The sequence below is a fragment of the Novosphingobium sp. genome (assembly GCF_036820275.1).
Taxonomy (GTDB): domain Bacteria; phylum Pseudomonadota; class Alphaproteobacteria; order Sphingomonadales; family Sphingomonadaceae; genus Novosphingobium.
In genome coordinates this window covers 264,839-289,127 of sequence record NZ_DAISLT010000001.1, presented here as the reverse complement: position 1 = coordinate 289,127, position 24,289 = coordinate 264,839, and the positions used below count along the sequence as shown (strand labels likewise).

At 64.7% G+C, this 24,289-nt stretch carries 21 protein-coding genes; 13 read left to right on the top strand and 8 right to left on the bottom strand.

Features of this window, described 5'->3' with window-relative positions:
* The 4 genes from V7066_RS01130 to V7066_RS01115 form a co-directional block, all read right to left on the bottom strand.
* A partial coding sequence (locus V7066_RS01130) for a TonB-dependent receptor plug domain-containing protein (protein ID WP_334181410.1) occupies positions 1 to 567 on the bottom strand: 567 nt, incomplete at its 3' end.
* A gap of 399 nt (positions 568 to 966) precedes the next feature.
* Positions 967 to 3,138: a TonB-dependent receptor gene (locus V7066_RS01125; RefSeq protein ID WP_334181409.1), complete on the bottom strand. Its 2,172-nt coding sequence runs from the start codon at positions 3,136 to 3,138 to the stop codon at positions 967 to 969.
* 154 nt (positions 3,139 to 3,292) lie between these two features.
* Positions 3,293 to 5,053 carry an SLC13 family permease gene (locus tag V7066_RS01120; protein WP_334181408.1) on the bottom strand — a complete coding sequence of 587 codons (1,761 nt, stop codon included), beginning with the start codon at positions 5,051 to 5,053 and terminating at the stop codon, positions 3,293 to 3,295.
* 235 nt (positions 5,054 to 5,288) lie between these two features.
* On the bottom strand, positions 5,289 to 6,044 hold the full coding sequence (locus tag V7066_RS01115; protein ID WP_334181407.1) for an SDR family NAD(P)-dependent oxidoreductase: 756 nt from the start codon (positions 6,042 to 6,044) through the stop codon (positions 5,289 to 5,291).
* A 304-nt stretch (positions 6,045 to 6,348) separates the two neighbouring features.
* Here V7066_RS01115 and V7066_RS01110 point away from each other — a divergent pair, with 304 nt between their 5' ends.
* The 3 genes from V7066_RS01110 to V7066_RS01100 all read left to right on the top strand — a co-directional run bounded on the left by V7066_RS01110 (position 6,349) and on the right by V7066_RS01100 (position 9,720).
* Entirely contained in the window at positions 6,349 to 6,702 is a 354-nt protein-coding gene (locus V7066_RS01110) for a putative quinol monooxygenase (RefSeq protein WP_334181406.1), read from the top strand.
* 136 nt (positions 6,703 to 6,838) lie between these two features.
* A complete protein-coding gene (gene glpK / locus V7066_RS01105; protein ID WP_334181405.1) occupies positions 6,839 to 8,329 on the top strand; it encodes a glycerol kinase GlpK in 1,491 nt (496 codons plus the stop codon).
* A gap of 77 nt (positions 8,330 to 8,406) precedes the next feature.
* Positions 8,407 to 9,720 (top strand): Hsp70 family protein, encoded by a 1,314-nt coding sequence (locus V7066_RS01100; RefSeq protein WP_334181404.1) that lies wholly within the window; start codon positions 8,407 to 8,409, stop codon positions 9,718 to 9,720.
* Positions 9,721 to 9,742: 22 nt separating this feature from the next.
* On the opposite strand, the gene tenA is transcribed toward V7066_RS01100, so the two are convergent.
* The 3 genes from tenA to V7066_RS01085 form a co-directional block, all read right to left on the bottom strand.
* The gene (tenA, locus tag V7066_RS01095) at positions 9,743 to 10,405 is read right to left on the bottom strand and encodes a thiaminase II (RefSeq protein WP_334181403.1); all 663 of its coding nucleotides are present in this window, start codon (positions 10,403 to 10,405) and stop codon (positions 9,743 to 9,745) included.
* Between the two features lie 13 nt (positions 10,406 to 10,418).
* On the bottom strand, positions 10,419 to 11,210 hold the full coding sequence (locus V7066_RS01090) for a S1/P1 nuclease (protein WP_334181460.1): 792 nt from the start codon (positions 11,208 to 11,210) through the stop codon (positions 10,419 to 10,421).
* A gap of 104 nt (positions 11,211 to 11,314) precedes the next feature.
* Positions 11,315 to 12,106 carry a hypothetical protein gene (locus V7066_RS01085; RefSeq protein ID WP_334181402.1) on the bottom strand — a complete coding sequence of 264 codons (792 nt, stop codon included), beginning with the start codon at positions 12,104 to 12,106 and terminating at the stop codon, positions 11,315 to 11,317.
* Between the two features lie 144 nt (positions 12,107 to 12,250).
* On the opposite strand from V7066_RS01085, the gene V7066_RS01080 reads away from it, so the two are divergent.
* Complete coding sequence (locus tag V7066_RS01080; RefSeq protein WP_442947285.1) at positions 12,251 to 12,712, top strand: c-type cytochrome; 462 nt, start codon at positions 12,251 to 12,253, stop codon at positions 12,710 to 12,712.
* A gap of 77 nt (positions 12,713 to 12,789) precedes the next feature.
* Complete coding sequence (locus V7066_RS01075; RefSeq protein ID WP_334181401.1) at positions 12,790 to 14,148, top strand: glycoside hydrolase family 28 protein; 1,359 nt, start codon at positions 12,790 to 12,792, stop codon at positions 14,146 to 14,148.
* A gap of 10 nt (positions 14,149 to 14,158) precedes the next feature.
* On the opposite strand, the gene V7066_RS01070 is transcribed toward V7066_RS01075, so the two are convergent.
* Positions 14,159 to 14,836, bottom strand: coding sequence for a peroxiredoxin-like family protein (locus V7066_RS01070; RefSeq protein WP_334181400.1), 678 nt, complete (start codon positions 14,834 to 14,836; stop codon positions 14,159 to 14,161).
* Between the two features lie 266 nt (positions 14,837 to 15,102).
* Here V7066_RS01070 and V7066_RS01065 point away from each other — a divergent pair, with 266 nt between their 5' ends.
* The 8 genes from V7066_RS01065 (at position 15,103) to V7066_RS01030 (ending at position 24,258) form a co-directional block, all read left to right on the top strand.
* The gene (locus V7066_RS01065) at positions 15,103 to 15,885 is read left to right on the top strand and encodes an ABC transporter permease (protein ID WP_334181399.1); all 783 of its coding nucleotides are present in this window, start codon (positions 15,103 to 15,105) and stop codon (positions 15,883 to 15,885) included.
* Positions 15,886 to 15,920: 35 nt separating this feature from the next.
* Positions 15,921 to 16,709, top strand: coding sequence for an ABC transporter ATP-binding protein (locus V7066_RS01060; protein ID WP_334181398.1), 789 nt, complete (start codon positions 15,921 to 15,923; stop codon positions 16,707 to 16,709).
* Positions 16,706 to 17,326, top strand: coding sequence for a cysteine dioxygenase (locus V7066_RS01055; protein WP_334181397.1), 621 nt, complete (start codon positions 16,706 to 16,708; stop codon positions 17,324 to 17,326). The genes V7066_RS01060 and V7066_RS01055 overlap by 4 nt, the downstream gene beginning before the upstream one ends.
* Positions 17,323 to 18,555: a rhodanese-like domain-containing protein gene (locus V7066_RS01050; protein ID WP_334181396.1), complete on the top strand. Its 1,233-nt coding sequence runs from the start codon at positions 17,323 to 17,325 to the stop codon at positions 18,553 to 18,555. The genes V7066_RS01055 and V7066_RS01050 overlap by 4 nt, the downstream gene beginning before the upstream one ends.
* A gap of 29 nt (positions 18,556 to 18,584) precedes the next feature.
* Positions 18,585 to 19,676 (top strand): LLM class flavin-dependent oxidoreductase, encoded by a 1,092-nt coding sequence (locus tag V7066_RS01045; RefSeq protein WP_334181395.1) that lies wholly within the window; start codon positions 18,585 to 18,587, stop codon positions 19,674 to 19,676.
* A 160-nt stretch (positions 19,677 to 19,836) separates the two neighbouring features.
* Positions 19,837 to 20,697, top strand: coding sequence for a TauD/TfdA dioxygenase family protein (locus tag V7066_RS01040; protein ID WP_334181394.1), 861 nt, complete (start codon positions 19,837 to 19,839; stop codon positions 20,695 to 20,697).
* Positions 20,698 to 20,700: 3 nt separating this feature from the next.
* The gene (locus V7066_RS01035) at positions 20,701 to 21,639 is read left to right on the top strand and encodes an ABC transporter substrate-binding protein (RefSeq protein WP_334181393.1); all 939 of its coding nucleotides are present in this window, start codon (positions 20,701 to 20,703) and stop codon (positions 21,637 to 21,639) included.
* A 96-nt stretch (positions 21,640 to 21,735) separates the two neighbouring features.
* A complete protein-coding gene (locus V7066_RS01030) occupies positions 21,736 to 24,258 on the top strand; it encodes a TonB-dependent receptor plug domain-containing protein (RefSeq protein WP_334181392.1) in 2,523 nt (840 codons plus the stop codon).
* Positions 24,259 to 24,289: the final 31 nt, after the last annotated feature.

Here is a 24,289-nt window from a genome sequence, read left to right as displayed (position 1 = left end):
CTCGCCCCGCACACGGTCCCAGCTGCCGTACTGGATCGAGGCGCTCCCGAACGTGCGGCCCAGCTCGGCCTGCTTGGTCACGAGGTTGATCGTGCCGCCCGGCTCTCCGCGGCCGATGAGCGCCGCAGCAGGACCTTTCAGCACTTCGACTCGCTCGATCCCGGCGGCATCGCGCTGTCCGCCGAAGCCGCGCCCGCCGTTGAAGCCGTTGACAAGATAGCCGCTCGGCATGTTCTCGTCTCCGCTGAAGCCACGGATCGCAAAGGAATCCCACAGGCCTCCCAGCGTGTTCTGCCGCACGACCGAGGCATTGAGATCGAGCGCGTCGGTCAGGCGCTGGATACCGTTTTGCTCCAGCGTTTCGCCGGAAATCTTCGCGATCGACTGTGGAATTTCCGTGACCGCAAAGTTGCCGCGATAGGCCTGGCGCACGCCGGTCACGGTGATGGCCTCGCTGCGGTCTTCCGCTTCGACTTCTTCGGCCGCCGCTTCGCCGAGCGGCACCAGCGCCATGGCAAACGGCAGGGTTCCAGCGAGCAGGTAGCGGTCCTTGGCAAAACGAAGCATGTGATTCCCACGATGAAATGTGCCGTGAGCGATCACTCTCCCCGGTCCGGGCGGGTTCTGTCAGGACAGACGATACAGGTCAACGATATGTTGCATCATATCATAAAAAGAGGGTGTACCTCTCAACGCTATGCGGCAGCGGTCAGCTTTCCGGTTGCTCGAAGAAGGGCCGCCTGCGTCGTCAGAACATCGTCGCGTGGCGGGGGCACCGTCAGCCGCGTGCGGATGTTCCGGCCCTTCTTCACGACCAAGCCCGAGGGTATAGGTGATCGGCCTGAGCCTCGCTCGGCAGATCACCCATGCCTACGGCGGGAGATTGAGCCCTTGGGAACTGTCGTCCAGCGGCCTTCCGGATCCGGCTGCCGCTGGGCATTCAGTGAGGGGGGGCGATATTCCGGGTCAGAATTCGATCGAGGCGGAAGCCTTGAAGGTGCGCGGGGTGCCCTGAAGCAATTGGGTGCCGAACACGGCAAAGGCGGAGGCCCAGTACCGTTTGTTCGCGACGTTATCGACGTTGAAGCGCAGCGTCAGCGGGGTGTCGCCGCCCAGCAGCGCGACGTAGCGGGCGCCGAGATCGAACCGCGTCCAGTCGTTCAGTTCCAGCGTATTGGCCTGGTCGACCGCCTGCTTGCCGGTATAGACCACGCGGCCGGTCAGGGTCAGCGCTGGCAGGAAGGGCATGTCCCATTCGACATTGGCGTTGGCCAGGACATCGGGAACGCCGGCGGCGTCGTTGCCCTGGTTCACGCCGCCGTCGGTGCGGCGCAGCTTGGCATCGGTGTAGGTGACGCCGCCGATGACGCGCAGGCCGTCTACCGGCTCGCCGTCGACGGTGAATTCGACGCCCCGGTTACGCTGGGTGCCGAAGTTGCCGTATTCGTAGAAACCGGGATTGTCGGTATCGGCACGATAGAAGGTGTTCGGCTTGTCGATCTGGAACACCGCCAGCCCCGCGTTGAAGCGGCCCATGTTCAGCTTACCGCCGACTTCGTACTGCACCGATTTGACCGGAGGCAGGGTCTGGCCGCCGTTGGTTACCTGGAAGGGAGCGCCGCCGATTTCCACGGTGGCTCCGGCCGTTGAGCCCTGAACCAGTCCTTCGATACGGTTGCCGTAGAGCGACAGGCCTGCGACCGGCTTGATCACGACGCCGACAACGGGCGTGACGGCGTCCTTGTTGTAGCCGCCGGACTTCGCACCGTCGGTATAGGCATAGGAGGTCGTCTTGATCTGCTGGAGGCGCAGGCCGCCGGTGATCAGGATGCGATCGTCCCAGAAGCCTACCGTGTCGGAGGCAAAGACGCTGGCCACGCGGATGCGGCTGATCGGGAACGGATCGTCGAGATCGCCGCCGACGAGGGCCGACGGCGGCACGGCGACGGTCGGGGTATCGTAGAGGTTGGTATCGTAGCTGCCGAAGAAGTCGTAGGCGTTGCGGTTGACCTGCCAGCTTGCCGCCACGCCGACATTGACTTCGTGACTGATGCCGCCGCCGTTCAGCTTGACGCGCAGGCCGGTCGTGGCGGATTCGTTGTTGTCGGTGCGGGGCACGTAGGATCCGCTGCCGGTCGCTGCCCCGGTGGCGGGATCGAGCAGGGTGATGCTGGCGGTGGTCTGGTCTTCCTTGCCGTCGCGCGCGCCGACCTTCGCGTAGAGCATCGCATTGTCGGCAAGGTCGTATTCGACGCTGAACGTGCCGAAGAAGTCCCTGGTCTGGATCAGGCTCCAGGGCTGCGAATAGTTGGCGTCCGCCTTGGGTACGCGCGGAATGGCCGAGCCGACCGCCACTTTCGGACGCCAGTTAGACTGGCGCAGGCGCTGGTAGTTCACGTTGAGCATCGCGCGGAGCGGGCCGCTGTCATAGTCGATCGTGCCGCCCACGACATAGCTCGAATGGAACTCGTTATCGATCGCCACATCGCCCCGGCGCGCAGAGCCGTTCACGCGGATGCCCCATTCGTTGTTCTCGCCGAAGCGGCGGGCGACATCGAGCGCGCCGGAGAAATGGGAATCCGAAGTGTAGCCGATGGTTGCGCGGGTCATGTCGCGGTCGGCCTTCTTCGGCAGCAGGTTCACGCTGCCGCCGATACCGCTGCCGCTCGGCGCGGCGCCGTTCAGGAAGGCGCTGGCGCCGTTGATGACCTGGACCGAGGAAAACAGTTCCGGCGCCACCAGCTGACGGGGGGTGATACCGTAGAGGCCGTCGAAGCCGACATCGTCCGAAGCCAGCTCGAACCCGCGGATGACGAAGACTTCACCGGCGATCCCGAAGCCGAGGGTCGTGCGGATCGTGGGGTCGTTTTCCAGAACCTCGCCAAGCGTATCGGGCTGCTGGTTCAGGATCAGCGCTTCGTTGTAGGAGCGCAGGTTGAACGGAATGTCCTCGGCGGCCTTGTCACCCAGCACGCCCACGCTGCCGTTGCCGCTGACCTGGGTCTGGTTCTGGCGCTGGGCGGTAACGAGGATGTCCTGCGACGTTTCCGCGACCGCGACAGATTGCGCCTGGGCATTGGCCGCGATGGGAGCGGTCGAAGCGAGCAGCGCGGCAACGCTGAGGCGGACAAAGTGCATGAAGAATTCCCGAATTGCGTCCTGCTTGACGGTATGGTGCAGGTCCCTGATCTCGCGCTAATGGGGCTAGTGCGAATCACTTGCAATACCGGGGTGGGCGGAAGCGCGATTTTTCGGCAAGCCTGTTGCATTCCGGTTGCTGTCGCAGCGGCTTCTAGAGCGGCCAGACAGTCAGGATCAGCGGCGGCCCCGCCATGAGTACGAGCAGGGACAGCGGCGCGCCGAGCCGGGCGTAATCGGTGAAGCGGTAGCCGCCGGGGCCCATCACCAGCGTGTTGCACTGGTGTCCGATCGGGGTGAGGAAATCGCATCCCGCGCCGATCGCCGTGGCCATCAGGAAGGCTTCGGGCCGATAACCCAGGTCATGCGCGAACACCGCTGCGATCGGCGCCATGACGAGTACGGTTGCGGCATTGTTGAGAAACGGCGTGACCGCCATGGAGATGAGGAGGACCAGCGCTACAGCCCCCCACGGCGGCAGATGCACGGCCATGTCGGCGAGTTCGACCGCGAGAACATCCGACGCCCCGGTGGTCTGCAGCGTTTCGCTGACGGGGATGAGCGCCCCCAGCATGATGAGGATCGGCCACTCGATCGCCTCATAGGCGTCCTCGGCCGGCAAGGCGCCGGTCATGAGGACGAGACCGGCCCCTGCAAAGAACGCGAATGCGACCGGGACGAGGCCCGTGGCCGTGGCCAGCATCGCTCCGGCCAGAATGGCGATCGCGAGCCACCCCTTGCGCTTTCGGCCCAGGCGGATCTGTCGCTGGGCAAGAGGCAGCAGGCCCAGTTGGCTGAGCTGTCCCGGCATGGCATCGAGAATGCCCTGCAAAGCCAGGATGTCGCCGGCCACCAGCTTCACGCCGCTGGGCTTGTTCCGGAGACGGCTTCCTTCCCGGGAAATGCCGATGAGACGGATTCCCAGACGTTCCTTCAGCATCAGCCGTCCGGCATTGGAGCCGACAAGGACCGAACCGGCTGTCACGACCGCTTCGATAACTCCGGTTTCGTCGCCAGTCTGGCCCGCGTCTTCGGGGTCGTGGAGAGCAAGGCCCGTCGCGGCGATCGCGCGCTCCAGGGCATCGGGGTCTCCCATCAGGATCAGGATATCGTCCTGTTCGATCACTGTATCCGGACGCACTTGCGCGCGAAGGCCATGACGCAGCACGGCGGTTACCTCCACGCCACCTTCCTGGCTCTCGATGAAGGAGGCCACCGTATCGCCGATGACGGTGGCCTGCGGGGTTACCGTGGCTTCGGTCGTATAGGCCGAGATGTTGAGAGCCTGCCCCATCGTGATCGGCGCCTGCCGCTCCGGCAGGAGCCTCCGGCCGAGGTGGAGGAAGACCAGGCCGATGACCAGCAGGCCGATTCCGGTCGGCAGGTAATCGAACATTCCGAATGGCTTGCCGGTCATTTCCTCGCGCACGCGGCTGACGATGATGTTCGGCGAGGTGCCGACCAGCGTCGTCAGTCCGCCCAGCAAGGACGCAAATGCCATCGGCATGAAGAACCGCGACGGGTTGGTGCCGCTCTTCTTCGCAAGCTGGGTCGCCGCGGGCATCAGCATGGCCAGCGCGCCGATGTTCTTGATGAGACCGGAAGCCGCCCCGACGAGGCCGGTCAATACGAACAATTGCGACCCGGGTCTTCGCAGGCGGCGGGCCAGCCGGTCCACCGCCGCCTCCACCAGACCGGAGCGCTGCACCGCAGCCGAAAGCACGAGCGCCGATCCGACGATGATGACGATGTCATCGGAAAAACCGGTAAAGGCCTTTTCGGGCGGCACGAGCCCCAGCACAACCCCGGCGAGCAAGGCTATCATCGCGGTGATATCGAAACGGAAGCGGCCCCAGACGAACAGCGCCATCATCGCGCAGAGCAGAGTTACCGACAGCCATTGTTGCAGATTCATCGCGCCCTACGGAAGATGTTTCGAGTAGGAGAAAATGGTTCGCGCGGCAGTTTGTTCGCGGCGTACGCAGCTTTTTCCGGGCGCTCGAGCCTTGCGGCAGCGTGCCGCGCGGAGGATAGAGGCAGGGCCCGATCCTCCGCGCGCCTAAGGCGGCGCCTATTGCGGCGTCTCGCGAACGAGGTCGTCGCTTGCAGCTACCGCGAAGAGTTGAAATGTGCCGGACGGTTCGGCAGGATCAGACCTGCGCCTGTCCGCCGTCCGCAAACAGCTCCGCGCCGTTGACGAAGCTGGCATCGTCGCTGGCGAGGAACAGGACGGCCTTGCCGATCTCTTCGGCTTCACCGACGCGGCCCAGCGGAATGCGCGAGGCGAGGTAATCGAGCAGACCCTGCTGCGCTGCTTCATCTTCACCGGCCAGTTCCACGAGGCCGGGCGTGCGCGTTGCGCCGGGGCTCACCACGTTCACCCGGATGCCGCTGTCCTTGAGATCGAGAGCCCAACTGCGCGCAAGATTGCGCACGGCGGCCTTCGAGGCGGAATAGACGCTGAAGGCGGCAGTGCCTTCGGTCCCCGCGGTCGAACCGGTGAGGATGATCGAGCCGCCCTTGCCCATCAGCGGCAGCGCCTTCTGCACGGTGAAGATCACGCCCTTGACGTTGCGGTCGAACGTGTCGTCGACCTGCTCCTCGGTGATCTGACCGAGCGGGAGCATGCTGCCGCCGCCTGCGGCGGTGTAGAGGACATCGATCCGTCCGGCTTCGGTCTTTATTTGCGCGAAGAGGGAATCGAGATCGGCCATGTTGGCGGAATCGGCGCGGATGCCGGTCACATCGCCGCCGATCTCCGCGACGGCCTTGTCGAGGACGTCCTGCCTGCGCCCGGTGATGAAGACTTTAGCGCCTTCGCCTGCGAAGATCTTTGCCGTGGCAAGGCCGATTCCGCTGGTGGCTCCGGTGATGAGGGCGATCTTGCCGCCGAGACGTTGGGACATGGGTAGGGTTCCTTTCTATTGATGGAAAAGTGCCGGGTGAAGGGGCGGGGCGTCTGGCTTGGCGCATCCCTTTTGGTGGAAGTGATCGTTGCTCCAGCTAGAACATCGATATGGCCGCCGCGATCAGACGCGCAGGTCTGCCCGCCGAACTCCAGGTGTCATGAACTCATACGCAGGTATGATCGGGGCACTTGCGGAGATGATTGGGGCTGGCGAGGCGGATCCCTAGTTGGGATCGTCGGCGGTTCACGCTCTGCCCGAGCGGCGGTCGCCCCATTCTTCGACAGTTCAAGAGGAGGCCGCGATGGCCGATCACGACAAGACGCTTCCCACCCAAGTCACCGTCAGTGCCTATTATCGGGTTCATCCCGAGGATCGGCAGGCTTTCATCGATGCGGTCGTTCCCGAAATGACGGCGGCACAGAAAATGCCGGGCTGCGTTTATTACGCCTTCGCCCAGGACCTGACCGATCCGAACGCGTTCCATTTGCTCGAAGGTTGGGCCGATCAAGCAGCTTATGAAAACCACGAAGAAGCCGAAAGCTTCCTGTCGGCCCTGGCGACGGTCGTGAAGACCGTCCGCATTCTCCACCGCGAAGGCGTGCGCTACGATGTCGCGCGGATGCATATCGACGATCCGCGCGGCAAGGTCTCGTGACAGGATGAGGCGGGCTCGACTTGCGAACCCCAGGGGCTGAGGAATTAGAACCAGCTTGTCCTGCCCCACCGTTCGGCGAGGCAGGACAACTGAACCCGTACTTGACTAAGAGGACAAGATACCCTCGGAGGGTTTCATGACTCAGCCCCGCCACGTACTCGCCATCGATCAGGGTACCACTTCGACCCGCGCTATCGTTTTCGACGATGCGGCCCATCCGGTCGCGAGTTCGCAATGCGAGTTCGAGCAGCACTATCCCGATCTCGGCTGGGTCGAGCACGATGCCGAGGACATCTGGCGCGACACCGTGAAAGTGGCGCGCGAGGCGATCGAGCGTAGCGGTCTGGGCGCCGCGGCGATCGCCGGGATCGGCATCACCAACCAGCGCGAGACGGTGGTGGTCTGGGAGCGAGAGAGCGGCAGGCCGATCCACCGGGCGATCGTCTGGCAGGACCGGCGCACCGCGCGGCTCTGCGCCGATCTCAAGGCGGAAGGCGCAGAGCCGGACGTGCGCGCGCGCACCGGCCTGCTCATCGACCCTTATTTCTCGGCCACCAAGCTCGCCTGGATTCTCGACAATGTGGGCGATGCCCGTGCACGGGCGGAGCGCGGCGAGCTGGCGTTCGGCACGATCGATAGCTTCCTGCTCTGGCGTCTGACCGGCGGCAAGGTACATGCGACGGACGTGACCAATGCCGGGCGCACGCTGCTCTACAATATCCGCGAACAGCGCTGGGACGAGGAACTCTGCCGCCTGTTCCGCGTGCCGATGCAGATGCTGCCGGAAGTCCACGACAATGCCCATATCTTCGGCATGACCGACAAGAGTCTGTTCGGCGCCGAAATTCCGCTGGCGGGCGTCGCCGGAGACCAGCAGGCGGCGCTGTTCGGGCAGGCCTGCTTCGAGGCGGGCATGGCCAAGTCGACTTACGGCACCGGCTGCTTCATGCTGCTCAATACCGGATCGGAAGCGATCGCTTCGGAAAACCGCCTGCTGACGACCCCGGCCTACCGGCTCGGCGGCAGGATGACCTATGCGCTTGAAGGCTCGATCTTCGTGGCGGGCGCGGCGGTGAAGTGGCTCCGCGACGGCATCGGCGTTATCACGCATGCCCGAGAGACCAACGACATGGCGACCCGGGTGCCGAACAACCACGGCGTCTACATGGTCCCGGCCTTCGTCGGCCTCGGCGCGCCGCATTGGGACCCCGATGCGCGCGGGGCGATCTTCGGCCTGACGCTCGGCGCGACGCAGGCGCACCTTGCCCGCGCGGCGCTGGAAGCCGTGTCCTACCAGACGATGGACTTGGCCCGCGCGATGGTTTCGGACGGCGGCGAGGAACTTGCCAAGCTGCGCGTGGACGGCGGCATGGCGGCGAACGACTGGCTCTGCCAGTTCCTGGCCGATATGCTGGAAGCGCCGGTGGAGCGGCCGGTCCATCTCGAAACGACCGCGCTCGGTGCGGCTTTCCACGCGGGGCTGGCGACCGGCGTCTGGCCCGATCTTGCCGCGCTTGCCGCCACCTGGACGCAGGGCAGCCTGTTCACGCCGCAGATGAACGGCGAGACCCGCAGGCAGCTCATCGACGGTTGGCACGATGCCGTAAGGCGGACGCTGACGAAGTAGTCCACGCAGCGGGTTGCGCGAGAGGAAGCACGCTGCGATAGGCGCGTCGCTCCCCGATTCTCGCAAGGATTTCCGACATGCCGACCAGCATGGTCTCGCCCCGCTCGGTCGGTATCGACTTCGGTACGACCAATTCCGTCATTGCCTTGGGGCAGGGCGGCGATGCCGATCTCGTGGAATTCGCCGCACCCGGCGGAAAGAGTTCGGTGTTCCGTTCGGCCCTGTGCTTCTGGCAGGAAGAAGGCGTGCGCGGCGGCCTTGCCCATGAGGCCGGTCCCTGGGCTATCTCGGAATTCCTCGAATTCCCGCAAGGCTCGCGCTTCCTACAATCGTTCAAGTCGGTCGCCGCCAATCCGGCTTTCGAGCAGGCGACGCTGTTCGAAAGGCGCCTGCGGTTCGAGGAACTGGGGCAGGTGTTCCTGGAGCATCTTGTGGAGCACACCGGCGGCGCGCTTGCGGACTTGCCCGAGAGCATCGTCGTCGGCAGGCCGGTGCGTTACGTCGGCGCGCGCCCCGATGTCGAACTGGCGCGGACCCGCTACGATGCGATGTTCGCGTTGCTGGGCCGTCCGGTCCATTACGTCTACGAACCGATCGGCGCGGCCTTCAGCTTCGCGTCCCGGTTGACCGAGCCTGCGACCCTGCTGGTGGCCGACTTCGGCGGTGGCACCAGCGACTTCTCGATCGTGCGGGTCAATGCCCCCGGCTCGGCGCGCCGCTGCGAGCCGCTGGGTTCGGCCGGTATCGGTATCGCGGGCGACCGTTTCGATTACCGCATCATGGATCACCTGGTGCTGCCGCTGCTGGGCAAGGGCGGGACCTATCGTTCGTTCGACAAGGTTCTCGAAATCCCTGCCGGGCATTTTGCCGATTTCGGCGACTGGTCGCGTCTCGCCATGATGCGCAACCGCCGTACGCTGGAGCAGCTTGCGCGGCTCAAGCATGGCGCCACCGATCCCGCGGCGATTGCCCGGATGATCGCGGTGGTGGAGCATGAACTGGGCTTTGGGCTCTACGAAGCCGTGGGCGGGTTGAAGCGCGCTCTGTCGGGTGCCGAGCACGGTGCCTTCCGCTTCGAAAGCGATGCCCTGACAATCGAGGCCGAAGTCAGCCGCGCCGATTTCGAAACATGGATCGCACCCGATCTCCAGCGCATCGGCGAGACCGTGGACGGCGCACTGGCGCAGTCCGGCCTTCGTGCGGAGGAGATCGACCATGTCTTCCTGACCGGCGGTTCCTCGCTGATCCCGGCCGTGCGCGGCCTGTTCGAACAGCGCTTCGGCGAGGAACGGATCGCCACCGGCAACGAACTGACCTCGATCGCCCACGGCCTTGCCCTGATCGGGCAGTCGACGGACCTTGCCGAGTGGATCGCGGAGGATCAGGCCTGATCTTCCGCGATCGGGCCGCCGGTCAGATTGGCCATTGCTCCCGGCGATAGGCGGAATCCCAGAACATCCACTCGTAGCGCGCGGCGTTGCGGAAGGCCGTGGCCATGGCGGCACGGGTCGTCGGCGTCGCATTGGCGGCGGCTTCGTCTACGAGCGCGCGTACGCGGTCGGTCGCCTCGCCGAACGAGGGCGCGGCGTAGGTGTCGATCCAGGCGGCGTAAGGATTGGGGGACGCGGCGCGCGGCTTGATGGCGCAGCCGACTTCCCAATAGACCCAGAAGCACGGCAGGATCCCGGCAATCAGTTCCTCGTAGCTGCGCGTCGCCGCGAGGCTGGCGAGATAGCTGGTATAGCCGAGGCAGGCCGGGCTGGCTTCGCCCGTCTGCGCCATCTCCGCCGTCACGCCGAACTGCGCGAAGAACGCCTGGTGCAGCGCTTCCTCGACCTGCACTGCCACTTTGGCGCCGTCCGAGAACTCCAGCCGCCCCGCCGCCGTTGGCGCGCGGGCGGCAGCGATGGCGAGAGCGCGGGCATATTCGGCAAGATAGAGGCTGTCCTGCACGATGTAGTGCCGGAAGCTTTCCGGAGCCAGCGAACCGTTTGCCAGCTCGCTCAGGAAAGGCTGCGCCAGGATAGCGCGGCGCAGCGGGGCGATCTCTTCCCAGATCGTGTCGCAGAAGCTCATGGGACGGCCTTTCTCAGCGCTTGGCGGGCTTCGCCTGGGGCGCTTCCTGATCGAAGATCCAGTTCAGGTAGGCGGCGATGCGCACCCCGGCGCGTTCGAGCCGGTCGTCGATCTCCCCGCGGTGCTGGTAGGCATAGTCCCACGAGATCTGGGGATTGGCCGGGTAGATCGTCTTGCGCAGGGCGATGCTTTCGGCGGCCCAGACGAGCGGGTCGCGCACGTTCCACGCGACCACGTCTTCGGGCGTGATCTTGCGCGAAAGCCAGCGCGTATATTCCGAGTAGGACAGCGAACGCTGCTCGATCAGGCCGGAGTCCCACACCGAGTGCAGGTTGCTCTCCTTGCCGAACCACGTCACCTTGAAGTCGTTGCCGCCCCGGTCGTTGCCGCCGCCGACGTGGAGCGGCTGATGCAGGTCGCCGATGATATGGACGATGAAACGCAGGGCCAGGCGCTTGTCCTCGATCGAGGCCTTGGGGTCGCGCAGGGTGGCGGTGAAGCGGGGCAGGGCCGTGAGGGCATCGCCTTCCGGCGGCGCGTCGGAAGGCTTGTAGGCATCGCCCTCGCGCACGGTCACGTAGTGCCAGGGGCTGGCTTTCTTCTGCCAGAATTCGGACGGATCGGACTTCATGTCGTCGGGCCAGGTCGCCGCTTCGGCCAGGTCTTCGTTGCCGAGCAGCAGGCGGACCTGGGCGCGGGCGACGCCGCTCAGGTTCTCGTCGGCGATGGCGCCGGTGATGCGGTGGCCGATCGGGCCCCAGGCCTGAGCGGGGGAAGCGATGCCGAGCGTGGCGGCGGCAAGCATGATGGCAGGAGCGAAAGCGGGAAGAGTCAGGTAGCGCATGGGCGCACTCCATATAGAAACCGGCGCGTCATGCCAGCCGAAGAACAGGGAATTCGGTTTTCGCGTCAGCGGCACCAGAGGGCCATGCCGACGAGGTGCGGGCGGGGGCATTCTCCGGCTGGCAGGGGCAGCGGCATTCCTGCACGCCACAGGCCAAGCCGCTTGAGAATGTTCGGCATTTCGGAATCGATCACCGCCAGGGGATTGCCGTCTCCGTATGCCGTGGCGCTGCGAAAGCGCAGGGCCTGCCCATATTGCCCCGAGGCCGCAGGCTTGTGGACGGTGATCCAGTAGCCGTAGGGCGCATCCTGCGTCGGCTCCGCAGTAATCACGTTACCGCGCAGCGGTCCTGCTTCGACGTAGCGCAGTTCCTGATTGTTGTTGCGTCCGGTGCGGTGGGTGAAGACGGCGGTGAAGGCGTCCTTTGCACGGTCGTAGGCGTAGAGTTGCAGCGCCACGCGCCGGTCGCCGTTACCGGCCTGGAAGCTGGCGAGTTGCAGCAGCAGGAGCGACCGTCCGGTCTCGCCCTCTGCCTTGGCATGGACCACTTCGAGGCGGCTGATGAAATGCGGGGTGGAGAACACGTCGTCCGACCCCGGCAGGCGCAGCGCGCTGGTTGCGGCGGAGTTGCAGGTGGCACCCTTGTCGCGGGTGATGCAAGGGGTGATCGGGCCGGGCGCGGTGTCGCCGCTGGGGTCTTCCTCTTCGGCGCCCTGCGTCGCGATGAACTGCCAGGGCGAGCGGGTTTGGAACGGGGCCGAAAGATCCATGGTCCGGATCACCTTGTCCGCTGCCGCGACGGGGACGGCGGGCAGAACTGCGGCAAGGCAGAGCGACAATCCGAGAGCGAGGCGCATCCGTTCTTTCCTTTAGGCGTGACGTGTCCCTCTTAGCCGCCCCGCGCCTTCCAGCAAGACAGGATCGTTCTACGCCTCTGGAATGACATGCTTTTGACGGCGGGCATTGCCTTCCGGCACGGGCGCGAATAGGGATCGCCTCCGATGATGATACGGCGAACCGTTCTGGCCTTGCTGTCGGGAACCACGATCCTGCTCGCGGGCTGCGGCGATGACCGCCGGGAAGAGCGGCTGAAGGCCGCCGGTCCAAACCCCTCGCTGGAAGCCTTGATGAAAGTGGCCAGCGCGAAAACGGGCGCGCGCAAGTTCCGCCAATGCGCGGCCTGTCACAGCGTGCTCGAAGGCGCGATGGACCGGGGCGGTCCGAACCTCTTCGGCGTCTTCGGGAAGAAATTCGGGACCAACAGCACGCGCTATGGCTATACGGCGGCGCTCACCCATGCAGGCGGCACCTGGGACGAACGAACCCTGAATGCCTGGATCGTCAGCCCGGCTTCCGTGGTGCCGGGAACGACCATGCAGTTCGGCGGCGTGCCGGACGCGCTCGATCGGGCCGACCTGATCGCCTATCTCCGCACCCAGGTGCTGGATCCACAAGAGAAGTAGCCGGCCTTTTCTCGACCTTCCCTTGTCCTGTCCGTCATGTATGATGGACCGAAAGAGCATAATATGGGACGAGGCGGATGGAATTTGAGAAAACGGCGGCCGAAGGATCTGCGCGGGAGGCGCCTTCCTTCCAGTACGATCGCCGGGCGGTCGCGCTGCTGATGCTGTCCCTGCCTTTGTTTACCGGCAGCGCCAGCGCGCAGGAACCCTCGGGCACGAGCCTGTCGATCGTCCGGCTGGGTGCGGTTCCCGACGGGGTCACGATCAATACCCGGGCGATACAGTCCGCGATCGATCACCTTGCCGGACAGGGCGGTGGGACCCTTGTGGTGCCCGCCGGTGTCTTCGTCAGCGGTGCCTTGTTTCTCAAGCCCGGGGTCCACCTGCACCTCGCGGCGGGTGCCGTCTTGCGATGCACCACGCAGATGGAGCATTTCCCGCCCCGGCGAACCCGTATCGAGGGCCATTTCGAACCCCGCTTCACCCCCGCGCTGATCAACGCCGACGGTTGCGACGGACTGCGGATCACCGGATCCGGAACGCTCGACGGGGCCGGGCGGCCGATCTGGGACATGTTCTGGAAGCTGCGGAATGCGGCGCCCGTTCCGGACGAATTTCCCAATCTGGGCTTGCCGCGCGCGCGGCTTGCGCTGATCGAGAATTCGAAAGGCGTCCTGGTGGAGGGCGTGACGTTCAAGGACTCGCAGTTCTGGAACCTGCATCTTTACAAGTGCGAGGGCGTCGTGGTCCGCAATGCCCGCTTCGAAGTGCCGGACGATTACCACCAGGCGCCAAGCAGCGACGGGATCGACGTGGACAGCAGCCGGCAGGTCACCGTGGAAGGCTGCTATTTCTCGGTCACCGACGATTGCATCGCCGCCAAGGGATCGAAGGGGCCGCTGGCTCTGGAGGATAGGGACAGTCCGCCGGTCGAAGGTCTGACCGTGCGGCACTGCCACTTCCGGCGAGGACACCATGCGCTGGCCTGCGGCAGCGAGGCGACGGTGGTGCGCGATGTCACGGTGGAGGATTGCCGGGTGACCGGCCCGATGGTTCTGGCCCGGCTGAAGCTGCGGGCCGACACCCCGCAAAGCTACGAGAACATCCGCTTCCGCAACATCGCCCTCGACAGCAGCGAAGGTACGGTCATGGCGGTCGAGCCGTGGAGCCAGTATACCGATCTAAAGGGCATGAAGCCGCCGATGTCGCGGGTGAGGGGACTGTCGTTTTCGGGCATAAGTGGACGGTTCGGAGCGCTGGGCACGATACGTCCCAATCCCGGCCAGACCGAGATCGACGATGTACTTTTGCGGGATTTCGACTTGCAGGTCCGCGACGACAGCCTGAAACTGGAGGGCGTGCACGATATTCGGTTCGACCGGGTAACGATCAACGGAAAGCCTCTGCCGCCGCCCCCCGGATCCGGCAGGCGGTAGCTTCGTGCGATCAGGCGGTTGCGCGGCGGGGTGACGATGTCGGAACCGTCTGCGTCAGCGCAGCCAGGATCGTCTCGCTTTCCGTCCTGTCGAGCCAGTCCGGGCTGACATCCAGGAACAGGACCTTCCCGCCGGGGCCGAGCACGAGGACGGCGGGCTGGTCGATCTCGTAGCTGAAAGTGCCGAGCGTAGCACCGATCCAGCTTTCGCCGGGTGCGACTTCGGGCTGATCCTCGGGGAAGAAGGTAATCCCGAGGCTGCGAGCGAGGGCATAGCCGGGATCGCTCGCTACCGGGAAAGCCAGATCGTGACGCTGGATCAGCGCCCGATCGACCGGGGTCTGCGCGCTCACCGCTACAAGGGGGATGCCGCGCGCTTGCAGTTCGGGCCGGAGAGTTGCGTCATAGTGGGGTAGCGCGATATTGCAGGCCGGACAGCCGCCGAAGCGGAAGAAGATCAGCACTGCCGGGCCTTGGGCGACAAGCGCGTCCCGCGTCAGTTCCCGGCCTTCTGCGTCGATCAGCGTGAAGGGTGGAATTTCGTCGCCGACCTGCGGAAGCTTCGCGGGATCGTGTCGTTTCGCAAGCAATCGGCGCTGCCCGGCATTGCGGGCAAGTTGTTCGGCGCTCCAGCTGCGTTCGCGTTCCGCCTGAAGTTCGTTGAAACGATCCTTGAGGGTCTTGCCCATGTTCTTGCTCCTGCTTGTCATGGCACGGAGCCTAGCCGCCAAAATACACGGCGGGATAACGAGAAGGCCGCCAATTGACTTGAGAGTTTCCAATAGACCCGCGTCGCACGGCGACAGCATTCACCCCGAATGCGCCACGGCCCAACGAGCGCCGGGCACGGTTTTGCGCCACTATGAGCAATGCTGATATGTCTCCAGACCAAAACTCAATTGAATTGGTTGAGAATGCGTAGTCTTGTCCGGGTTCCTCGTGAACGAGAAAGACAATGGCCATTTCGCACCGCATATCCGCCTCGCTGGGAAGCGCACGATGGCTTTCGCCGCTGCTGTTCCTGCTCGCCTGGGAGGCCGGTTCCCGCTCGGGACTGATCCCCGAGCGCACCCTTGCAGCGCCTTCGAAAGTGCTGTCGACCCTGCTGGACATGGCGGTTTCGGGCGAACTCGCCGACAACCTCTGGGTTTCGTTCCTGCGTATCGTCATCGGGCTTGCCATCGGCGTGACGGTGGGGGTGGTGCTGGCGCTTGTTGCCGGGCTTTCGCGGCAGGGCGAAGTGGCGGTCGATCCGCTGATGCAAATCAAGCGCACGATCCCGACCCTGGCGTTGACGCCGCTGTTCATCGTCTGGTTCGGCATCGGCGAGACCCCGAAGATCGCGCTGATCGCCTTCGCATCGATCTTTCCGGTCTATCTCAACCTCTACAGCGGCATTCGCGGCGTGGACCTGCGCCTGCTGGAAGGCGCGCGCAGCTTTGGCCTCAGCCGCGCCGAGCAGATCGTCCACGTCATCCTTCCCGGTGCGCTGCCGTCGCTGTTGGTGGGGCTGCGCTATTCGCTGTCGGTCGCGATCCTCGTGCTGGTCGTGGCCGAGCAGATCAACGCTTCGGCGGGACTTGGCTATCTCATCAACAATGCCCGCGACTTCATGCGCACCGACATCATCGTCGTCTGCCTGATGATCTACGCCGTGCTGGGGCTGGCCGCCGACGCACTGGTGCGGGCGATCGAGACCCGCGCGCTGGTCTGGCGCCCCAGCATCGTCTCCCAATGACTTCCACAACCGCTTCATCAACGGAGAACAACGCCATGGACGCTCGCCCGACCGGCTTTTCCCGCGTGACCGCCCCACACTCGGATCCCGTCGTCCGCCTGCGCGATTTCACCCGCAGCTTCGGCGACAACACGATCATCTCCGGCCTCGATCTCGACATTGCACCGGGTGAGTTCGTCACCCTGCTCGGACGCTCGGGATCGGGCAAGACCACGCTTCTGCGCACGCTCGCCGGTCTCGATCCGACGCCCGGACAGGACGTGATCGTCCCGGATTCCCGCGCCGTGGTGTTCCAGGATGCGCGGCTGCTGCCGTGGAAGAAGGTCTGGCGCAATGTCGCGCTTGGCCTCAGGCAGGGCGACGTGCGCCAGCGGGCCGAGGATGCCTTGCGCGAAGTCGGCCTCGGCCATCGGCTCGATGCTTGGCCGCTCACCTTGTCCGGCGGCGAGGCACAGCGCGTCGCTCTCGCCCGTGCACTGGTGCGCGAACCGAGCCTGCTGCTGTTGGACGAGCCGTTCGCCGCGCTCGATGCGCTGACCCGCCTGCGTATGCACGAACTGGTGCTCTCGCTCTGGACCCGCCACCGCCCGGCGGTGATGATGGTCACCCACGATGTGGACGAGGCGATTGCCCTGGCCGACCGCGTGGTCCTGCTCGACCAGGGGCGCATCGTCCTGCAGGAGCGCATCGACGCGCCGCGCGGCGAGCGCGGCCAAGTCGCGCGTGCCTTGCGAAGTCGCCTGCTGGGCGCGCTCGGCGGGCAGGTCTCGGGCGGGCCGTCTCCGGCCGAAGTGATTGCCCTCCACGCCGGAGGGCTGGCATGACCGCGCCGGTTTCGCTCGTCGTTCCTAAGCTCGATATCGCGCCGTTGCGCCGTTTCGTGACCGGATTTTCCGCGATCCTCGACAGCGGCGCGGGACAGCCCGCGATCCTCGAACACGGCGGCAATCTGTTGGCCCGGCTCGTCTCGCAGGACGACTGGCTTTCCGATGAATTCGCCCAGCCGCACCCTGAACGCTACCAGCAATATCTGCTCCACTGTGACAGCGCCGAGCGCTTCAGTGTCGTCTCCTTCGTCTGGGGACCGGGACAGGCGACGCCGATCCACGATCACCGTGTCTGGGGTCTCGTCGGCGTGCTGCGCGGGGCGGAGAAAGTGCAGAGCTATCGCCGCCGCAGCGACGGATCGCTCGTGCAGCAGGGCGCGAGCGTAGAACTGCTGCCGGGCGATGTCGATCCGATCGATCCCCAGACGGGGGACATCCACCGTGTCGCCAATGCCTTTGCCGACCGTACCTCGATTTCGATCCACATTTACGGCGCCAACATCGGCGCGGTCGAGCGGGCCACCTACCGAGATAACGGCGAGGAGCGTCCCTTCATCTCGGGCTATGCGAACGAGGTCTTGCCCAACCTCTGGAATGGAGTGATCCGGGCATGAGCGTTACGCCGTCGCAAATCCGCAGCAGTTTGCTGGCTCGGCAGGAAATCGCGTTGATCGACGTGCGGGATGAAGCCCAATTCGCGCTGGGTCATCCGCTGTTCGCGGCGCAGATTCCATTGCAACGCATCGCCCTCGAAGTGCCCTGGCGGATTCCGCGCAAGGATACGCCGATCATCGTCTACGACAACGGTGAAGGCCTGGCCGAACCGGCGCTGCATCAGTTCCGTGCGCTCGGTTATACGCAGGTGGATGTGCTAGAGGGCGGTCTTTCCGGCTGGAAGGCCGCAGGATACGAGTTGTTCGAGGACGTGAACAGCTACTCCAAGGCCTTCGGCGAACTGGTCGAGCACCGCCGTCACACCCCCTCGCTTCCCGCGACCGACGTGCTCGCACTGATCGAGGAAAAGGCCGACATCGCCATTCTCGATGCCCGCCGGTTCGACGAATATGCGACGATGAGCATCCCCGGCGGCCGCAGCGTGCCGGGCGCGGAGCTGGTGTTGCGCGCGCCGGTCGCCGCACCCGATTCCGACACGACGATCATCGTCAACTGCGCAGGCCGCACCCGCAGCATCATCGGCACCCAGTCGCTCATCAATGCAGGGCTGCCCAACAGGATTTTCGCCCTGCGGAACGGCACGATCGGCTGGACCCTGGCCGGGCAGGCGCTGGAGACCGGACGGCAAGAGAGCGTCGACAAGGGCGAGGGCGGCGAACTCGACCTGGCCCGTGAACGGGCGCGCGACGTGGCCTATCGCGCCGGCGTCCGCCGGATCGACAGTGCCGACCTCAAGGTGCTGCTCGCCGAGAGCGACCGCACGCTCTACCGCTTCGACGTGCGCCAGCCCGCCGATTTCGCGGCCGGGCACCCGGCGGGCTTCCGCAATGCGCCGGGCGGTCAGCTTGTGCAGGAAACCGACCATTTCGCCCCCGTGCGCGGCGCCCGCATCGTGCTGGCCGACGATCTCGGCTCGCGGGCCGACATGACCGCTTCCTGGCTCGCCCAGCTCGGTTGGGACGTTCTGGTGCTGGCGGACGCGTTCGACGGCCCGCTTGAGACCGGTGAGGACGGCGCACCGCCCCCGCGCGGTCCTCACGGCCGCTACAAGCGCCCCTACGAGGGCACCGACAACCGCGAGGCCGCCATGCAGGCCTACCTCGACTGGGAATATGGTCTCGTCGCCCAATTGGAGCGCGACGGCACCCACGGCTTCTTCGTCATCTGATCCTTACTTCATCAAGGAAGAACTGCATCATGTCCGTCAAGTTCATCGGCTATATCGGCTTCAACGACACATCCGAAATCCACGCAGGTCCGCGTTCGCGCGTGCTCGACCGCGATTATGTAGACGCCGCCGCCCGCGCGCAGGAAGAAGGCGGGTTCGACCGGGTGCTCATTCCGTTCGGCTCCAGTTCGCCGGAAAGCCAGATCGTCGCCGCCCATGCCGCCGCGATCACCACGCGGCTGGGCTTCCTTGTCGCGCACCGCCCCGGCTTTACCCAACCTACGCTTGCCGCGCGCCAGTTGGCCACGCTGGACCAGCTTTCCGGCGGACGCGTTGCGGTGCACATCATCACCGGCGGCGCCGACGAGGAAATGGCGCGCGACGGCGACATCCATACCCTCAAGGCCGAACGCTATCTGCGAAGTGACGAATATCTGGACGTGCTCAAGCGCGAATGGAACGAAAGCCGTCCCTTCGATCACTCCGGTCGCTTCTACGAAGTGCGCGGGGGCTTCAGCGCGGTGAAGCCGGACAACCTGCCGGTCTTCTTCGGCGGCTCCTCGCCCGAGGCGATCGAGGTCGCGGGCCGTCATGCCGATGTCTATGCGCTTTGGGGAGAGACGCTGGAGCAAGTGGGAGAGGCCGTGCGCTCGGTGCGCCACGCCGCCGCGCAACATGGGCGCAATCCCGGCTTCTCGCTCTCCTTGCGCCCGGTCATCGCCGATACCGAGGAAGCGGCGTGGAAGAAGGCGGACGAGATCACCGAAAAGGTGCGCGCCCAGCGTGAGGCCGCAGGCCTGCCGACGAGCGGTCATCGCCCGCCCAACGCCGGATCGCTGCGTCTGCTGGAAACCGCGCAGACCCAGCGCCGCGATGCCCGTCTCTGGACCGGCGTGGCGGCGCTTACCGGGGCGGCGGGCAACAGCACCGGACTTGTCGGCACGCCTGAACAGGTCGCCGATGCCCTGCTCGAATATTACGACATCGGTATCGATCACTTCCTGATCCGCGGCTTCGAGCCGCTGGCCGACGCCATCGACTATGGCCGCGATCTGATCCCGCTGGTGCGCGCCAAGGTGGCCGCCCGCGAGGGTACGAACAAAGTTGCGCTGGCCAGCTGAGATAGCCGAACGAGCATTGGAAATACTCACCTTCCTATCAGCCATCCGCGTTGGTTCGGGCTTAGCTCTCGCCATAGCCTGACCCACGCGGGAGCAGACCGATCTGCCCCGCGAAGCCCCCCCGAACCTGCATGTGCAGGGCTGCAAAAAGGAGAAAGTCATGGCCAGTACCGCTTCAACTTTCGACGTTTCGAATGCCGGTCTCGTCATCCGCCCGGTCCAGCCGACCATCGGTGCCGAAGTCGAGGGCATCGACCTTTCGAAGCCGCTTACCGACGAACTGCGTCAGGCGGTCCGCGCCGCCCTGCTCAAATGGAAGGTCCTGTTCTTCCGCGACCAGTCGATCGACGACGCCCAACAGGCGGCTTTCGCTGCGAACTTCGGCCCGCTCTATACCCATCCGACCACGCGCCACGACGCGGCGAACAAGGAAGTTCACGCCATCGCCGCGCGGGAAGACCGGGAATACGAGAAGAAGCTGGGCTACAAGCTGCGTCCCGGAGAGGCCTATCACACCGATACAAGCTGGCGCCTCGTGCCGACCTGGGGGGCGGTGTTGCGCGACGTGAACCTGCCCGAAGTGGGCGGCGATACGATCTGGGTCGATGCCCATCTCGCTTACGAGACGCTTTCGGACGAACTGAAGGGACGGCTCGAAGGCAAGCACGTCACCCATAACTTCGTGCCCGCGCTGGAACTTTCCGGCCACGACTATCCGATCGTCGCGCACCGGATCGTGCGCACCCACCGGGAGACCGGCGAGAAGATTCTCTGGGTCAATTTCTCGCAGCAGCCGCAAATTCTCGGGCTGGAACTATCGGAAAGCCGCGAATTGCTGGAGGAAGTGCTGCGCCAGTACAAGCGCCCCGATCTGCAGGCGCGCTTCTCGTGGCGACCGGGGACGGTGGCGTTCTGGGACAACCGCGCCACCGTGCATTTCGCGGTGCGCAATTACGGCGATTTCCCGCGCGAACTCCATCGTATCCTGATCGCCGACGAACCGCTCTGGACGGACCTCTGATCAATGCTGGACAGACGGAACCTGCTGGTTGGACTGGCAACGACTGTCGCCCTGGCCGCTTGCGGCCGGGGCGGCGGTGCGAATGCGCAAGTGCTGCGCGTAGGCAGCCAGAAGGGCGGCACCAAGTCGCTGATGCTGGCATCCGGTGCGCTGGATGGTGCGCCGTACCAGGTCGAGTGGTCGGAATTTCCGGCGGCGCAGAACCTGCTGGAAGCGCTCGGCAGCAGTGCGGTCGATCTGGGGCTTGTCGGCGATGCGCCGTTTCAGTTCGCCTATCAGGCGGGCAGTCCGATCAAGGCCGTGGGTGCCCAGCGCACGCAGGCGCGGCTGGACGGCGCGCTGTCCATCCTCGTGCCGGCAACGTCGCCGGTTCGTGACGGCAAGGGGCTGAAAGGCAAGCGTATCGCCACGACGCGCGGCAGCGTCGGCCATTACCTCGTGCTCCGCTCGATGATCGCCTCCGGTCTCGGGCCGCAGGACGTGAAGATCGTGTTTCTGTCTCCCAGTGATTCCCGCGCGGCGCTCCAGAGCGGGGCAGTGGATGCCTGGTCTACATGGATGCCCTATATCGCGGCGGCGCAGGCCGAGGGCGATCGGATCGTCGTGGATGGATGCGATTTCGTACAGGGTTACGGTTTTGAAGTGGCCCCGGAAAGCGCCATCGCGAGCAAGCGCGCACAATTGAGCGATTTCCTGCGGCGCGAGGCCAAGGCGCTCGAATGGGCCAATGGCCATGTCGATGACTATGGCGCGGTTCTGGCCAAGGAAACCGGCCTGCCGCCGAATATCGCACGCGCAACGGCAGAGAAGAATACACGTCTTCGTGTGGCGATTGATAATAAAGTCGTCACCGATCAGCAGGTGGTTCTGGATACCTTCCGCAAGTTTGGCGAAGTGAAATCGGTAAGGTCGCTTGGCGATGCATTTGTATTGAATGTCTGAATCAAGAAAAACTTGGTATGTGATAAGGGAATTCAATTTCAACTAATTCAGTTGAGATGGCACGAAGCTCTCGTGTTTCTGATTTCGGGGGCTAATGTGAAAAAGTTCGTCGTATCCAGTTTTCTTGCCGGTGTTTCCTTCCTCGCGGTGAGCCCTGCTTGGGCAGCGGAGGGTTCCTCTACCGCCGAAACTGCAGCGGCAGATGCGGAAGGTTCCGCGATCGTCGTTACCGGTGCGCGCGGGCGCATCCAGCGCTCGGTTGCCGACAGTCCGGTACCGATCGACGTCATCAGCCCGCAGGAGCTGAAGAACACCGGTCGCACCGGTCTGAAGGAAATCCTCGGCAACATCATCCCCTCGCTGAGCATGCCCGCACTGGGCGGCGGCGGCACTTCGGCCAGTGTCCGGCCGATCTCGATCCGGGGGCTTTCCGGCGATTACGTACTGGTGCTCGTCAACGGCAAGCGCCGCCATACGACCTCGCTCATCAACAATCTCTCTCGCATTTCCGGGGGCTCGACCCCGGTCGACATCGATCTCATCCCCACCAGCGCGGTAGGCCGGATCGAAGTGCTGCGCGACGGTGCGGCGGCGCAGTACGGCTCGGATGCGATCTCCGGCGTCATCAACATCATCCTCGACAGCGCGCCGCGCGGCGGAGAATTCTCGGTGACGGGAGGGCAACTCTACGAGAAGGGCGGGGCGTTGGCGCAGGTCGCTGGATCTTACGGCACGCCGCTGGGCGACGGCGGGTTTGCGCGCTTTTCGATCGAAGCGAAGTATCACGACCGTGCCGATTCCACAGCCGAGCCGGTGCCCTACGTCTATCCGCTGGTGAACGGTCAGCCCGATCCGCGCGAGGCGGATGCGAACCACCTGATCGCGGGCGGCTACGGGCGCTCCAATCGCGACAAGATCGTCAATACCAGCTACAACGCCGAATTGCCGGTGGGCGACGATACCACGCTCTATTCGTTCTCGACCTTGAGCTACCGCAACATCAACGATGCGCGCGGGGCTTACTTCGCCTCGGCGACGGGCTACGGCGGGCTGGCCAATACCTCCGGCGCTTCGGTGCTGCCGCAGCTCTATCCCGCAGGCTTCCAGGCCTATCGCCGGATCTGGGAGTGGGACTGGCAGGCCGCGCTCGGCCTTCGCAGTGAGTTTGCCGGATGGTCGCTCGATCTCTCCACCAGCTTCGGGCGCGATAACGTCAAGCTCGGAGCAGAGAACACGCTCAATCCCTCGCTGGGGCCGGATAGCAAGAGCAGCTTCTTCATGGGGCGGCAGAAGCAGGACCTCTGGGTCAACAACCTCGATCTCAGCCGCGACGTGGATATCGGCCTTGCCCGGCCGGTCAGTCTGTCGCTCGGCGTGGAACATCGCTGGGAGCGTTTCCGGAACATCGCGGGAGAACCGGACTCCTACCGCGACGGCGGCTACGTGATCCCGGCAGACGGTACGCCTTTCGGCCAGCTTTACGGCGGCCGTTCGCCTTCGCCGGGACTTGTCTCGTTTACCGGGACTTCGCCCGCCGACGCATCCAGCATAAGCCGCAACAACGTGGCGGCCTATGTCGATCTTTCGACCGACCTCACGCCGGGTTGGTTTCTTGGCCTTGCCGGTCGTTTCGAGCATTATTCGGACAGTGCGGGAAATACCTTCAGCGCCAAGGCTTCGACCCGCGTGGAATTGACCAAGGGTCTTGCATTGCGCGGAGGCGTCAACACCGGGTTCCGCGCACCCTCGCTGGCGCAGACGGCATTTTCGACCACCCAGAACACCGTAACCGTGATCGGTGACGAGCGCGTCTCGACGGTCTCGAAATTCCTGCCGGTCAACAGCGAAGCGGCCATTGCCTTGGGTGCGAAGCCGCTGAAGCCGGAGAAGTCGCTCAATTTCACGGCGGGCGTGACTTACGAGACTGGTCCTTTCCGCCTGACGATCGACGCCTATCAGATCCGCATCGACGACCGTATCGTGAAGACCGAATTTCTCGGCACGGCCTCCAACGGCGGTGCGGCGATCAAGGATATCCTCGTTGCCAACGGTATCGACGACGTGGATAGCGCCCAGTTCTTCACCAATGCGATCGACACCCGCACGCGGGGCGTGGACGTGGTCGGCGAGTATACGCTCGATACGGCCTCGCTGGGTACATTCCGCCTCAATGCGGCCTACAGTTACAACCGCACCAAGATTCTTCATGTGATCGATAACCCGGATGAGCTGAGCAATCTCAACGTCACCTTGTTCGGTCGTCAGGCCCAACGCGATCTGGTGGCTGCATTGCCGCGCAGCAAGGTCGTACTGTCCAACAACTGGTCGCTGGACAAACTCCGCGCGCTTGTACGCGTGACGCGCTATGGGAAGTATACGGAGTCGAGCAACCTAGCGGCTTCCGACCGTACATTCGGTGCGAAGTGGGTGACCGATGCCGAAATCGGCTATCAACTTAGCGAGGCCCTGGACATCGCCGTGGGGGCGAACAACCTCTTCGATGTCTATCCCGAAAGGAACGGTGCCATCGCCGCTGACGGCTCCGGTCTCTACGGTAATTTTGCACCGTTCGGCCTGAGTGGCGGTTTCTATTACGCGCGGTTAGGCGTGAAGTTCTGAAGTGAAATTGAGAAACGTCCGGCATGGCGGA

Coding starts and splice junctions, on each gene's coding strand:
- V7066_RS01110 (WP_334181406.1), top strand. CDS start 6,349: ATGGCCGATCACGACAAGACGCTTCCCACCCAAGTCACCGTCAGTGCC.
- tenA (WP_334181403.1), bottom strand. CDS start 10,405: ATGAGCTTCTGCGACACGATCTGGGAAGAGATCGCCCCGCTGCGCCGC.
- V7066_RS01125 (WP_334181409.1), bottom strand. CDS start 3,138: ATGCACTTTGTCCGCCTCAGCGTTGCCGCGCTGCTCGCTTCGACCGCT.
- V7066_RS01035 (WP_334181393.1), top strand. CDS start 20,701: ATGCTGGACAGACGGAACCTGCTGGTTGGACTGGCAACGACTGTCGCC.
- V7066_RS01045 (WP_334181395.1), top strand. CDS start 18,585: ATGTCCGTCAAGTTCATCGGCTATATCGGCTTCAACGACACATCCGAA.
- glpK (WP_334181405.1), top strand. CDS start 6,839: ATGACTCAGCCCCGCCACGTACTCGCCATCGATCAGGGTACCACTTCG.
- V7066_RS01080 (WP_442947285.1), top strand. CDS start 12,251: ATGATGATACGGCGAACCGTTCTGGCCTTGCTGTCGGGAACCACGATC.
- V7066_RS01040 (WP_334181394.1), top strand. CDS start 19,837: ATGGCCAGTACCGCTTCAACTTTCGACGTTTCGAATGCCGGTCTCGTC.
- V7066_RS01075 (WP_334181401.1), top strand. CDS start 12,790: ATGGAATTTGAGAAAACGGCGGCCGAAGGATCTGCGCGGGAGGCGCCT.
- V7066_RS01050 (WP_334181396.1), top strand. CDS start 17,323: ATGAGCGTTACGCCGTCGCAAATCCGCAGCAGTTTGCTGGCTCGGCAG.
- V7066_RS01055 (WP_334181397.1), top strand. CDS start 16,706: ATGACCGCGCCGGTTTCGCTCGTCGTTCCTAAGCTCGATATCGCGCCG.
- V7066_RS01060 (WP_334181398.1), top strand. CDS start 15,921: ATGGACGCTCGCCCGACCGGCTTTTCCCGCGTGACCGCCCCACACTCG.
- V7066_RS01090 (WP_334181460.1), bottom strand. CDS start 11,210: ATGCTTGCCGCCGCCACGCTCGGCATCGCTTCCCCCGCTCAGGCCTGG.
- V7066_RS01085 (WP_334181402.1), bottom strand. CDS start 12,106: ATGCGCCTCGCTCTCGGATTGTCGCTCTGCCTTGCCGCAGTTCTGCCC.
- V7066_RS01070 (WP_334181400.1), bottom strand. CDS start 14,836: ATGGGCAAGACCCTCAAGGATCGTTTCAACGAACTTCAGGCGGAACGC.
- V7066_RS01065 (WP_334181399.1), top strand. CDS start 15,103: ATGGCCATTTCGCACCGCATATCCGCCTCGCTGGGAAGCGCACGATGG.
- V7066_RS01115 (WP_334181407.1), bottom strand. CDS start 6,044: ATGTCCCAACGTCTCGGCGGCAAGATCGCCCTCATCACCGGAGCCACC.
- V7066_RS01100 (WP_334181404.1), top strand. CDS start 8,407: ATGCCGACCAGCATGGTCTCGCCCCGCTCGGTCGGTATCGACTTCGGT.
- V7066_RS01120 (WP_334181408.1), bottom strand. CDS start 5,053: ATGAATCTGCAACAATGGCTGTCGGTAACTCTGCTCTGCGCGATGATG.